The sequence below is a fragment of the Streptomyces purpureus genome (assembly GCF_014648195.1).
GTDB lineage: Bacteria > Actinomycetota > Actinomycetes > Streptomycetales > Streptomycetaceae > Streptomyces > Streptomyces purpureus.
In genome coordinates, this window is sequence record NZ_BMQQ01000003.1 from 143,726 (window position 1) to 156,135 (window position 12,410).

The following is a 12,410-nucleotide window of genomic DNA, read 5'->3' on the forward strand; positions in this document are numbered from 1 at the left end:
GCACGGCCCCGGAGGACGAGGCCAAGCGGCCACGGCCAGGCCGGGCTACCAGCCGGCCGGAGGGCCGTACTGCTGCGAGCCGCTCTGCGGCGCCGCGGCGCCCGCCCGTCGCCGGGCCAACAGCATCCAGCCGCCGAGGCCGAGCACGAGCACGGTCCCCGCGCCGATCCCGGACGCCGCGATCAGCTTCATGGAGTCGCTGCGCGCCGCGCCGGGCCCGCTCTGCCCGCTCGCCGCGGCGTCCTGGTCGTCGTCGGTGACCTGGAAGATCCCGGCGGGACCGTCGTACGCGGGCGGTGCCTCGGCCTTCCCGTCGACGTTGATCCGCAGCGTCAGCGGCACGGGCTTGTCGCCGTACGACTGGGCGAGTTCGGGACTCAGCGTGGCCGAGAGGTAGTACCAGCCGGCGAACCGCATCGCGCTGACCTCGTCGGAGGAGTCGAAACGATTCTCGTAGGCGACCGGCGGCTTCGGGTCGAGCGACATCTGGCTCGGCCTGCCGTCGTACGACGCCGTCTTCTGGTCGACATGGCCGTGGGCCGGGTTGGTCAGCGTGAGCACCAGCGCGTTGCCGATGTATTTGCTGCCCGCGGAGCTGCTGCCGAGGGAGGCGGTGGCGTAGATCTGCTGTCCCCAGCGGACCGGAACCCGGTAGAACAGCGTCTGGCCGGGCTTGATGTCGTCACGCCACTCGCCCTGGGTCAGGCCGGTGGCGGTGTGGAAGCTGGTGCCGCCGGTCCGCTTCTGCGGGCCGCCGGCGGGCGGCGGGGGCGAGCTGGACGGCCAGCTGTCCGGCGCGTCGGTGGGGCCCGCCGCCTTCAGCGCGGGCTCGGCGACGTGCCGGATCTCCAACTGCCAGTCGTCAGCGGTGGAGATGGCCTTGCTGGTCCGCTCGACCAGGACGTAATAGGCGCCCTGCTTCTGGCAGTCGGTCTCGCCGGGCTCGATCGTGCGATGGGCGTAGGCGGCGAGGGGGCGGGTGTATCCGGCGGACTCGAAGCGGGCGTCCTCGCTGCCGCACTCCGTGCCGGAGCCGTCCTGCAGGCTCACCTCGATGCCGTCGCCGTACTCGGCCCTGCCGCCGGGCTTCGGCACGGCGACGACCGACACATAGGCGTTGGTGCGGTCGTCGAGGTCGACGCGGTAGTAGAGCTTGCCGTCCTTCGCGATCGTGTCCTTGTAGACCGATCCGGCCGCCAGGCTCTGCGCGTCGCTGTTCGACACGGCGCCCTTGACGGGCTTCGCCTCGCCGTCGAACTCGTACGGGCTCTCGCCGGCCGCCCAGGCCTGCCCCGGCAGCGCCACCGCGCACAGCGCCGCGCACACCACTGCGGACACCCTCGCCACGGCGGCCGTCCCCCGGCCCCTGCCGCGCTGCCTGCTCACGCGCCATCTCCTCGTCGTCTCCGTCGCCGCCCTGCGCCCTACCGGCGCGATCACCGCCCCCGCGATCAGGACGACCGCGCGGCCGTGCCGCGGCGGCCGCGGTGCCGGTCCATCCTGCCCCGCCCGTCCCACCGCTGTCTGCGCGCGAGGCCCATCATCAGCACCCCCTGACCGCGATCACTCGACTTTGCGCATGCAAGCCAGAGATTTGCGGAGTAGAACTCAAGGGGCTTCGGTCCCAGCTCAACGCGAAGCCCCGGCCCGCACAAGGCGCGGCCGGGGCTTCGTCAGCAGACTTGATGGGTGTTACACACCGGAACCTGCGGGCACGGAGTCGGTCGCCTCCGTCCACAGATCCTGCTCGGCGCGATCCGCCTGGATCTGGCGGTACACGAGGAGCCCGCCGATGGCGGCCAGTGCGACCAGGAGGAGCTTCTTCACCGCGCGACCTCGTCTTTCCTTGACGTAGGGGACTTCTGGCGCCCGACTATACACACCGACCGATATCGATTGGTGACCTACCGGGGGGTCAACTACCGCCCGTACGCAGCGCCACACCACAAAGCAATCGGCCCGGACGGAGAATTCCGTCCGGGCCGATCATGTCTGTGGGGCTAACAGGATTTGAACCTGTGGCCTCATCCTTATCAGGGATGCGCTCTAACCAACTGAGCTATAGCCCCGCCGCGCTCTGCGGTGTATGTCCCGCGCGCTGACCTCTGAAGATTAGCGCACGTCGGGGCCAGTCCCAAAATCGGTGGTCCGCGACCTCACTCGTCCTCGGCGAGCGTGAGCTCCACACCGCCCACGAAACCGGCCGACAGGTTGTAGATGAACGCCCCGAGCGTAGCCAGCGCTGTGGCGAGGACCACATCGATGACCGCGATCACCGAGGTGAACATGAGCACCCGCGGCAGCGACAGGAACGACTGCAGATCGAAGCCGTTGCTCTCGTTGGAGCCGGTGGCCTCGCTGATCGTGCCGCCGACCGTGGAGAAGACGCCCATGGCGTCCATGACCATCCACAGCACCGCCGCCGCCACGACCGTGCAGATGCCCAGCGCGATGGAGAGCAGGAAGCTGACCTTCATCACCGACCACGGGTCGGCCTTGGCGACCCGCAGCCGCGCCTTGCGTGTGCGCGGCGTCGTCTTCGCACCCGTACGCGGCCGGCGCACCGCCGAGGCGGCGGCGCCGCCCTGGCCGTCGTACGCCTGCGGCGGGTGATAAGGCTGGGCCTGCTGCTGCGCGGGCTCGCGCTCGCCGGGCAGCGGCCCGTTCGCGTACGTGTCGTACGAGGGGTTCGACCCCCGAGTGTCCGTCACCACAACCCCCTGGGAGTCCGTGGCGGGGCCACGGGCACCTTTCGCTCCAGCAGCTCCAGCAGCGGCCGATCCGGCGCCCGTGGCTCCACTCACGCTCTACTCCTCGTGCTCTCCGACCGAGGGCTCGGCGCCCTCGACGGCCTCGGTCTCGACACCTTCGGCTTCCTCGGCGCCGTCGACCTCTACGGCTTCGGCGCCGGCCTCGGCATTGCGTGCGATACCGACGACGGCATCGCGCTTGCCCAGGTTGATCAGCTGGACGCCCATGGTGTCACGTCCGGTCTCCCGGACTTCGTTGACTCGCGTACGGATCACACCACCGGAGAGCGTGATGGCGAGGATCTCGTCGGTCTCCTCGACCACCAGCGCACCCACGAGCGAGCCGCGGTCCTCGACGATCTTGGCGGCCTTGATACCCAGACCACCGCGACCCTGGACGCGGTACTCGTCGACGGCGGTGCGCTTGGCGTACCCGCCGTCGGTGGCGGTGAAGACGAACGTACCCGGCCGGACGACATTCATCGACAGCAGCTCGTCGCCCTCGCGGAAACTCATCCCCTTCACGCCGGACGTGGCGCGTCCCATCGGGCGAAGGGCCTCGTCCGTCGCGGTGAAGCGGATCGACTGCGCCTTCTTGCTGATGAGCAGCAGATCGTCCTCGGCCGACACCAGCTCCGCGCCGATCAGCTCGTCGTCGCTGCCGTCCTCCGTCTCCCGGAGGTTGATCGCGATGACACCGCCCGAACGCGGCGAGTCGTAGTCCTTCAGCGCGGTCTTCTTCACCAGACCGCCCTTGGTGGCGAGCACCAGGTACGGCACGGCCTCGTAGTCGCGGATCGCCAGGATCTCGGCGATCTGCTCGTCCGGCTGGAAGGCCAGCAGGTTGGCCACGTGCTGGCCGCGGGCGTCCCGGCCGGCGTCCGGCAGCTCGTAGGCCTTCGCGCGGTAGACCCGGCCCTTGTTGGTGAAGAAGAGCAGCCAGTGGTGCGTGGTGGAGACGAAGAAGTGGTCGACGATGTCGTCCTGCTTCAGCTTCGTACCGCGCACGCCCTTGCCGCCGCGCTTCTGCGAGCGGTAGTCCTCGGTCTTGGTGCGCTTCACATAGCCGCCACGCGTGATGGTGACGACGATGTCCTCCTCGGCGATCAGGTCCTCGATGGACATGTCACCGTCGAAGGGCACCAGCTTGGAGCGGCGGTCGTCGCCGAACTTCTCGACGATCAGCGCCAGCTCCTCGCTGACGATGGTGCGCTGCTTCTCCGGCGAGGCCAGGATCGCGTTGTACTCGTTGATCTTCGACTGGAGCTCGTCGTGCTCGGCGACGATCTTCTGGCGCTCCAGGGCGGCCAGTCGGCGCAGCTGCATCTCGAGGATGGCGTTGGCCTGGATCTCGTCGATCTCCAGGAGGCCCATCAGGCCCTCGCGCGCGACATCGACCGTGTCGCTGCGCCGGATGAGGGCGATGACCTCGTCGATCGCGTCGAGCGCCTTGAGCAGGCCGCGCAGGATGTGGGCGCGCTCTTCGGCCTTGCGCAGCCGGAAGCGGGTGCGCCGCACGACGACCTCGATCTGGTGCGTCACCCAGTGGCGGATGAACGCGTCCAGGGAGAGCGTGCGCGGCACGCCGTCGACGAGCGCCAGCATGTTGGCGCCGAAGTTCGTCTGGAGGTCGGTGTGCTTGTAGAGGTTGTTGAGGACGACCTTGGCGACCGCGTCCCGCTTGAGCACGATGACCAGGCGCTGGCCCGTACGGGAGGAGGTCTCGTCGCGGACGTCGGCGATGCCGCCGATCTTGCCGTCCTTGACGAGGTCGGCGATCTTCTGCGCGAGGTTGTCCGGGTTGGTCTGGTACGGAAGCTCCGTGACCACCAGGCACTGGCGGTTCTGGATCTCCTCGACCTCGACGACCGCGCGCATCGTGATGGAGCCGCGGCCTGTGCGGTACGCCTCCTCGATGCCCTTGCGGCCCACGACCAGCGCGCCGGTCGGGAAGTCGGGGCCCTTGATCCGCTCGATGAGCGCGTCGAGGAGCTCCTCGTGGGTGGCCTCGGGGTGCTCCAGCGCCCACTGGGCACCGGCCGCGACCTCGCGCAGGTTGTGCGGCGGGATGTTGGTGGCCATACCGACCGCGATACCGGCGCTGCCGTTGACCAGCAGGTTCGGGATACGGGCCGGCAGGACCGTCGGCTCCTGGTTGCGGCCGTCGTAGTTGTCCTGGAAGTCGACGGTCTCCTCGTCGATGTCCCGGAGCATCTCCATGGACAGCGGCATCATCTTGCACTCGGTGTACCGCATGGCGGCGGCCGGGTCGTTGCCCGGGGAACCGAAGTTGCCGTTGGAGTCGACGAGCGGCATCCGCATCGACCACGGCTGGGCCAGCCGGACCAGCGCGTCGTAGATCGAGGAGTCGCCGTGGGGGTGGTACGTACCCATGACGTCACCGACGACACGGGCGCACTTGTAGAAGCCCTTCTCGGGCCGGTAGCCGCCGTCGTACATCGCGTACAGCACACGGCGGTGGACGGGCTTGAGACCGTCCCGTACGTCCGGCAGCGCACGCGACACGATGACGGACATCGCGTAGTCGAGGTAGGAGCGCTGCATCTCGGTCTCGAGCCCGACGGGCTCGATCCGCAGCTGCTGCTCTTCCTCTTCGGTGGTGGTGGCGGGGGTGTTCTCGTCGGCCATTGCTGGTCGTCAGTCCTTTCGTACGGTCAGCTGAGACCGACTCAGATGTCGAGGAAGCGAACGTCCTTGGCGTTGCGCTGGATGAACGAGCGCCGCGCCTCGACGTCCTCACCCATCAGCACCGAGAACAGGTCGTCGGCCTGCGCCGCGTCGTCCAGGGTGACCTGGCCGAGCACGCGGTGCTCGACGTCCATGGTCGTGATGCGCAGCTCCTCGGCGTTCATCTCGCCGAGCCCCTTGAAGCGCTGGATCGAGTCTTCCCGGATCCGCTTGCCGTTCTGCTTGCCGAGCTCGACGAGGGCGTCGCGCTCCCGGTCCGAGTACGCGTACTCGAAGTCGTCGCGGCCCCACTTGATCTTGTAGAGCGGCGGGCGGGAGAGGAAGACGTGCCCGGCCTCGACCAGCGGCCGCATGAAGCGGAAGAGGAAGGTCAGCAGCAGGGTGTTGATGTGCTGGCCGTCGACGTCGGCGTCCGCCATCAGAATGATCTTGTGATAGCGGAGCTTGTCGATGTCGAAGTCCTCGTGGACTCCGGTACCGAAGGCCGAGATCAGCGCCTGGACCTCGGTGTTCTGCAGGATCTTGTCGACGCGGGCCTTCTCGACGTTCAGGATCTTGCCGCGGATCGGCAGGATGGCCTGGTACATCGGGTTACGGCCGGACTTGGCCGAACCGCCGGCGGAGTCACCCTCGACGATGAAGATCTCGCACTTGGTGGGGTCGTTCGACTGGCAGTCGGAGAGCTTGCCCGGCAGGGACGCCGACTCCAGCAGGCCCTTGCGGCGGGTCAGGTCGCGGGCCTTGCGGGCGGCCACGCGCGCGGTGGCGGCCGTGATGCCCTTGCGGACGATGTCCGCGGCCTCGTTCGGGTTGCGGTCGAACCAGTCCGTCAGGTTCTCGTGCACGACCTTCTGCACGAAGGTCTTCGCCTCCGTGTTGCCCAGCTTGGTCTTGGTCTGGCCCTCGAACTGCGGCTCGCCGAGCTTGACGGAGATGATCGCCGTCAGACCCTCGCGGATGTCCTCACCGGTGAGGTTGTCGTCCTTCTCGCGCAGCAGCTTCTTGTCGCGGGCGTAGCGGTTGACCAGGCCCGTCAGCGCGGCGCGGAAGCCCTCCTCGTGGGTACCGCCCTCGTGCGTGTGGATCGTGTTGGCGAAGGAGTACACACCCTCGCTGTACTGCGAGTTCCACTGCATCGCGATCTCGACCGAGAGCATGCGCTCCTTGTCCTCGGCCTCGACGTCGATGACGGTGGGGTGGATCAGCTCGCCCTTGCGCGAGTTCAGGTACTTCACGAAGTCGACGATGCCGCCCTCGTAGTGGTACGAGACGGTCCGCGCCGGCGCCTCCTCCGCGGTCTCCGCGGCGTCGGGGTCGTCGGCGTTCATCGTCGCCTTCGCCGACTCGCGCTCGTCGGTGAGGCTGATCCGCAGGCCCTTGTTGAGGAAGGCCATCTCCTGGAAGCGCCGCGAGAGCGTCTCGAAGGAGTACTCGGTCGTCTCGAAGATGTCCGGGTCGGCCCAGAACGTCACGGACGTGCCGGAGTCCTCGACCTCCTCGTGCTTGGCGAGGGGGGCGGTGGGGACGCCGAGCTTGTAGTCCTGCGTCCAGCGGTAGCCGTCCCGCTTGATCTCGACGGAGACCCTGGTGGACAGCGCGTTGACGACGGAGACACCCACGCCGTGCAGACCGCCGGAGACGGCGTAGCCGCCGCCGCCGAACTTGCCGCCCGCGTGCAGGACGGTGAGCACGACCTCGACGGCCGGCTTCTTTTCGACGGGGTGAATGTCCACCGGGATGCCACGACCGTTGTCGATCACGCGCACCCCGCCGTCGGGGAGGATCGTGACGTCGATCGTGTCCGCGTGGCCGGCGAGGGCCTCGTCGACGGAGTTGTCCACAACCTCTTGCACGAGGTGGTGGAGTCCACGCTCACCGGTCGAGCCGATGTACATGCCGGGACGCTTGCGGACCGCGTCCAGACCCTCGAGGACGGTGATCGCGCTGGCGTCGTACGACGAGGCGTTGACCTCGCCGTTCTCGCCGGCGGCAGTGGACGGAGTGTTCTCGTTGGGGTTGCCGGAATCGGCCACGAAGCGCCCTTTCTGGCACAGCACAAGCCGTTCTCCGGGCATGCGGGAGCGGCTGCGTCGTTCGACATGTTCCGCAGGGTGGCGGGATTATCGACCAGTCTACCGGTAGCGCCGACACGAATGGGGGTTTGCCGGTCCCTGAGTCCTCATGTGCCGCCCTGAGCGGGAGCGCCCCGACTCCCCATATTCGGGACGGGGCTCCAAGAGGCTCTGACGGCCACCTAGAGCTTCGAGCCGTTACCTGTTGTGGGCAACCGGCGCCGGGGTGGGAGAGGCGGGTGGTACGACGGCCCGGAAGCCGGGGAATCGGCCGGATCGGACGCCCTGATCGGGGGCTCGGCCGGGGATCGGTCGGGGCTCGGCGGGCTGCCTCTGTGAGGCGGGAGTGAGGGGATGTACGAGAGGTGCGGGCCGTCGCAGCTGTGGCTCAGTCGCGGCTGGGCTGTGGCTCACATCTCGCTCAGCTGTGGTTCAGCTGTGGACGGAAAGCCGTGGCCGCCTGAGGCCGGCCGTGGCTCAGCCGTAGGTGTCGCCGGGGCCGACGCTTCCGGGTGCGCGCAGCGGCCCGTACCCCCGCCGGGGGCCGCCGGGTCCGAGCACCTTGATCATCCGGACTGTCCCCTGCCCGAGGTCCTCGTTGAGCCGGGCCACCAGCCGGGGCGCCAGCAGGCGCAGCTGGGTCGCCCAGGCCGTGGAGTCGCACTGGACGGTGAGGACCCGCTCGTCCGGCTCCTCGTCGTACTTCAGGGGCACGCAGTGCTTGGCGAGATCGTCACCGACGATCTGCGGCCAGCGGCCCATCACGCCACCCACCGCGGCGGGCGTCTCCCAGCCGCGCTCGGTGATCAGCCGGTTGATCGCGGCGCCGAGCGCCATCGGGTCCCGGCCGTCCGCGCGCGCACCGGACCTGAGCCCGCCGCCGCGCTTGGCCTGCTTCTTCTGCTGTGCCGCGGCGCCGCGCGCCTTGGCCTGCTCCTTGGCGGCGCGCAGCGCCACGCGCGCGAGGTCGACGCCGGAGGTCTCGGCGGTACCGGGCGCCCCGGGAGACATGGGGGTCACGGAGGAGCCTGAGGGCAGGGGGGAGTGCTCGTCGTTCATACCCGCTCCACCGTCCCGCCCGCCACCTCGTACCGCGCCCCGGCCAGCACGCCGGGTACGTCGTCGTCGACCGCCGCCGTGACGAGCACCTGCTCGCCCGGGGCCACCAGCTCGGCCAGCCGCTCCCGGCGGCGTGCGTCGAGCTCGGCGAAGACGTCGTCGAGGACGAGGACGGGCTCATTGCCCTCGGCGCGCAGCAGGTCGTACGAGGCGAGCCGGAGCGCCAGAGCGTACGACCAGGATTCGCCGTGGCTCGCGTACCCCTTCGCCGGGAGCTCGCCCAGCTTGAGCAGCAGCTCGTCGCGGTGCGGTCCGACCAGCGTCACTCCGCGCTCGATCTCCTGCTTGCGTGCCTCGGCGAGCGCCGCGATGAGCTGCTCGTAGAGCTCCTCGCGGGTGTGGCCGGTGCCGGGGGCGGACGGCCGGTACTCCAGCAGAATCGGTCCGCCACCCGGTGCGAGCTGCTCGTACGCCTTGTCCGCCAGCGGCTGCAGGGTCGCGACCAGGTCCAGCCGCTGGGCCAGCAGCTCCGCCCCGACCCGGGCCAGATGCTGGTCCCACACGTCGAGGGTGGACAGGTCCATCGTCCGGCCGCCGTGCCGCCGTGCCATGGCGGCGGACTTGAGGAGGGTGTTGCGCTGCTTCAGAACGCGGTCGTAGTCGGAGCGCACGCCCGCCATCCGCGGCGACCGCGCCGTGATCAGCTCGTCGAGAAAGCGGCGGCGCTCGCCCGGGTCGCCCTTGACGAGGGCGAGATCCTCCGGGGCGAACAGCACGGTCCGTACAATCCCCAGCACGTCACGCGGCCTGACCTGCGACGACCTGTTGATACGGGCGCGGTTGGCGCGCCCCGGGTTGAGCTCGAGCTCGACCAGCTGGGAGCGTTCGCCCTGGGTGACGGCCGCCCGGATGACGGCCCGCTCGGCGCCCATCCGCACCAGGGGCGCGTCCGAGGAGACCCGGTGGCTGCCGAGGGTGGCGAGATAGCCGACGGCCTCGACGAGGTTGGTCTTGCCTTGTCCGTTGGCGCCCACGAAGGCGGTGACGCCCGGGTCGAGCGGGACCTCGACCCGGGCGTACGAGCGGAAGTCGGCCAGCGACAGATGCGTGACGTGCATGGTGTGCGCCGACCTTCCCCCGGCTGCTGTGCACCCCGGGGTGCACAGCCTGTGGATTACTTCTTGGACTCGACCGCGTGGCCACCGAACTGGTTGCGCAGCGCGGCGATCATCTTCATCTGCGGGGAGTCGTCCTGACGGGAGGCGAACCGCGCGAAGAGCGACGCGGTGATCGCCGGCAGCGGCACCGCGTTGTCGATGGCGGCCTCCACCGTCCACCGGCCCTCGCCGGAGTCCTGGGCGAAACCACGCAGCTGGTCCAGGTGCTCGTCCTCGTCGAGGGCGTTGACGGCCAGGTCGAGCAGCCAGGAGCGGATGACCGTGCCCTCCTGCCAGGAGCGGAAGACCTCGCGCACATCGGTGACGGAGTCGACCTTCTCCAGCAGCTCCCAGCCCTCGGCGTAGGCCTGCATCATGGCGTACTCGATGCCGTTGTGGACCATCTTCGCGAAGTGCCCGGCGCCGACCTTGCCGGCGTGCACGGAGCCGAACTCGCCCTCGGGCTTGAGCGCGTCGAAGATCGGCTGGACGCGGGCGACGTGCTCGGCGTCGCCGCCGTACATGAGCGCGTAGCCGTTCTCCAGGCCCCAGACACCGCCGGAGACGCCGCAGTCGACGAATCCGATGCCCTTGGCGGCGAGCTCCTCGGCATGCTTCTCGTCGTCCGTCCAGCGGGAGTTGCCGCCATCCACGACGATGTCGCCGGGGGAGAGCAGGTCCGCCAGCTCGTCGATGGTCGACTGGGTGGCGGCACCGGCCGGGACCATCACCCACACGACGCGCGGACCCTTGAGCTTGCCCACAAGCTCCTCGAGGCTGTGGACATCGGCGAGGTCCGGGTTGCGGTCGTATCCGATGACGGTGTGGCCTGCGCGGCGGATGCGCTCGCGCATGTTGCCGCCCATCTTGCCGAGACCGACGAGACCGAGCTCCATCAGAGATTCCTTAAGCGTCGTGTGCGGTTCGTACCCGCGTCCGAGCCTACGCCCGGACGCGGGTGCACACCTGTGGGGTCGGGCGCTCAGTCGGCGAGCCGCGGAGCGGTCAGCCGCTGAGCCGCACCGGCATGATCAGGTACTTGTACGCGTCGTCCGCCTCGGCGTCCACGGCCGGCTTGCCGCTGAGCAGCGCCGGCTTGGTGGAGGTGGTGAAGGAGAGCTGGGCGACCGGGGAGTCGATGGCGCTCAGGCCGTCGAGCAGGAAGGTCGGGTTGAAGGCGATCGAGATGTCGTCGCCCTCCAGCTGCGCGTCGACCCGCTCCACAGCCTGTGCGTCGTCGCTGGAGCCGGCCTCCAGGATGAGGACGCCCTGCTCGAAGCTGAGCCGCACCGGGGTGTTCCGCTCGGCGACCAGGGCCACGCGCTTGACTGCCTCGACGAACGGGGCGGTCTCGATCACCGCGACCGAGTTGAACTCGGTGGGGAAGAGCGTGCGGTACTTCGGCAGGTCGCCTTCGAGCAGGCGGGTGGTGGTCCGCCGGCCCGCGCCCTCGAAACCGATCAGGCCCTCGCCCGCACCGGAGCCGGAGAGCGCCAGAGTGACGGTGTCGCCGCTGGTCAGCGCCTTGGCAGTGTCCAGGAGGGTCTTCGCGGGCACCAGGGCGACGGCCGAGGCGTCCGGGGACTCCGGCTTCCACAGGAACTCACGGACCGCGAAGCGGTAGCGGTCGGTGGAGGCGAGGGTGACGGTGTCGCCCTCGATCTCGATCCGCACACCGGTGAGGACGGGCAGCGTGTCGTCGCGGCCCGCGGCGATGGCGACCTGCTGGGCGGCGGAGGCGAAGACCTCGCCGGGGACGGTACCGGTCGCGGTCGGCATCTGGGGCAGCGCCGGGTACTCCTCCACAGGCAGGGTGTGGAGGGTGAAGCGGGAGGAGCCGCAGACCACGGTCGCCCGTACACCGTCTGTGGAAATCTCCACCGGGCGGTTGGGGAGGGCGCGGCAGATGTCGGCGAGCAGGCGGCCGGAGACCAGGACCGTGCCGTCCTCCTCGACCTCGGCCTCCACCGAGACCCGCGCCGAGACCTCGTAGTCGAAGCTCGAGAAGCTGAGGGCGCCGTCCTCGGCCTTCAGGAGAAGGCCCGCGAGTACGGGCGCCGGCGGACGGGCCGGGAGGCTCCGGGCCACCCAGGCCACCGCCTCCGCGAGTACATCGCGCTCCACCCGGATCTTCACCGGAACCGCCTCCTGCTGTTGCTGGCTCTTCGTCGACTGGCGGGAACCAGTCTGACGTACGCCGCCGACAGTCGGTGCGGCTCGGGGTCAAGTCGCGACGAGAGGCACCAGAGGCTCCGGGCCCGAGTTGTGCACAGCCCCCTCTTCGAAGCGAATTCCCCGGTAACTCTAAGTGGGAGTAGTAGTAGGGCCTGTGGAAACCGTGGATAACGTCATCCACGCAGGTCAGACCCATTTTTTTGTCCACCGGGCCTGTGGGCGGTGCCGGTGGACAACCGGGTGCTTCTGTGGACACCGGAAAGTTCTGCACACCCGATGCACAGGCCACTGGGGTTTCTCCCCAGCGCCGTCCCCAGCTTTACCCACGTTCCCCACAGCCCAACCGTCTCCCTTGGTGTGACCGCTTTCACTCGGCACGGTGAAGCTGGGTGTTTCCTTGCCGAACAGTGGACAGCGGTGTGGAGAAGCTGTGGGCAACGGGCCGCCGCCTGTGGGCCGCCCGTGGACAACCGAGATCACACCCTGTG

General features: G+C 69.2%; 9 protein-coding genes and 1 tRNA gene. All 10 read right to left on the reverse strand.

What is annotated here, in order from left to right:
• Positions 1-45: 45 nt before the first annotated feature.
• The 10 genes from IEZ01_RS06180 to dnaN all read right to left on the reverse strand — a co-directional run bounded on the left by IEZ01_RS06180 (position 46) and on the right by dnaN (position 11,883).
• Complete coding sequence (locus IEZ01_RS06180) at positions 46-1,386, reverse strand: hypothetical protein (protein WP_040875160.1); 1,341 nt, start codon at positions 1,384-1,386, stop codon at positions 46-48.
• A gap of 306 nt (positions 1,387-1,692) precedes the next feature.
• Positions 1,693-1,827: a DLW-39 family protein gene (locus IEZ01_RS34715; protein WP_003958712.1), complete on the reverse strand. Its 135-nt coding sequence runs from the start codon at positions 1,825-1,827 to the stop codon at positions 1,693-1,695.
• Positions 1,828-1,995: 168 nt separating this feature from the next.
• Positions 1,996-2,069, reverse strand: a tRNA-Ile gene (locus IEZ01_RS06190).
• Between the two features lie 87 nt (positions 2,070-2,156).
• Positions 2,157-2,711, reverse strand: a complete 555-nt coding sequence (locus IEZ01_RS06195) for a DUF3566 domain-containing protein (RefSeq protein ID WP_028797750.1) — start codon at positions 2,709-2,711, stop codon at positions 2,157-2,159.
• 96 nt (positions 2,712-2,807) lie between these two features.
• On the reverse strand, positions 2,808-5,399 hold the full coding sequence (gene gyrA, locus IEZ01_RS06200; protein ID WP_019887857.1) for a DNA gyrase subunit A: 2,592 nt from the start codon (positions 5,397-5,399) through the stop codon (positions 2,808-2,810).
• Positions 5,400-5,440: 41 nt separating this feature from the next.
• Positions 5,441-7,516 (reverse strand): DNA topoisomerase (ATP-hydrolyzing) subunit B, encoded by a 2,076-nt coding sequence (gene gyrB, locus IEZ01_RS06205; RefSeq protein WP_229832762.1) that lies wholly within the window; start codon positions 7,514-7,516, stop codon positions 5,441-5,443.
• Between the two features lie 492 nt (positions 7,517-8,008).
• Positions 8,009-8,542, reverse strand: coding sequence for a DciA family protein (locus tag IEZ01_RS06210; RefSeq protein ID WP_028797749.1), 534 nt, complete (start codon positions 8,540-8,542; stop codon positions 8,009-8,011).
• Positions 8,543-8,586: 44 nt separating this feature from the next.
• A complete protein-coding gene (recF, locus tag IEZ01_RS06215; protein WP_019887854.1) occupies positions 8,587-9,708 on the reverse strand; it encodes a DNA replication/repair protein RecF in 1,122 nt (373 codons plus the stop codon).
• A 56-nt stretch (positions 9,709-9,764) separates the two neighbouring features.
• The gene (gene gnd, locus IEZ01_RS06220) at positions 9,765-10,643 is read right to left on the reverse strand and encodes a phosphogluconate dehydrogenase (NAD(+)-dependent, decarboxylating) (RefSeq protein ID WP_019887852.1); all 879 of its coding nucleotides are present in this window, start codon (positions 10,641-10,643) and stop codon (positions 9,765-9,767) included.
• Between the two features lie 109 nt (positions 10,644-10,752).
• Positions 10,753-11,883 (reverse strand): DNA polymerase III subunit beta, encoded by a 1,131-nt coding sequence (dnaN, locus tag IEZ01_RS06225; RefSeq protein WP_019887851.1) that lies wholly within the window; start codon positions 11,881-11,883, stop codon positions 10,753-10,755.
• Positions 11,884-12,410 lie beyond the last annotated feature (527 nt).

Bases quoted from the DNA above. Each gene is read 5' to 3' on its own strand.
- gyrA (WP_019887857.1), bottom strand. From the start codon at position 5,399: ATGGCCGACGAGAACACCCCCGCCACCACCACCGAAGAGGAAGAGCAG.
- IEZ01_RS06210 (WP_028797749.1), bottom strand. From the start codon at position 8,542: ATGTCTCCCGGGGCGCCCGGTACCGCCGAGACCTCCGGCGTCGACCTC.
- recF (WP_019887854.1), bottom strand. From the start codon at position 9,708: ATGCACGTCACGCATCTGTCGCTGGCCGACTTCCGCTCGTACGCCCGG.
- gnd (WP_019887852.1), bottom strand. From the start codon at position 10,643: ATGGAGCTCGGTCTCGTCGGTCTCGGCAAGATGGGCGGCAACATGCGC.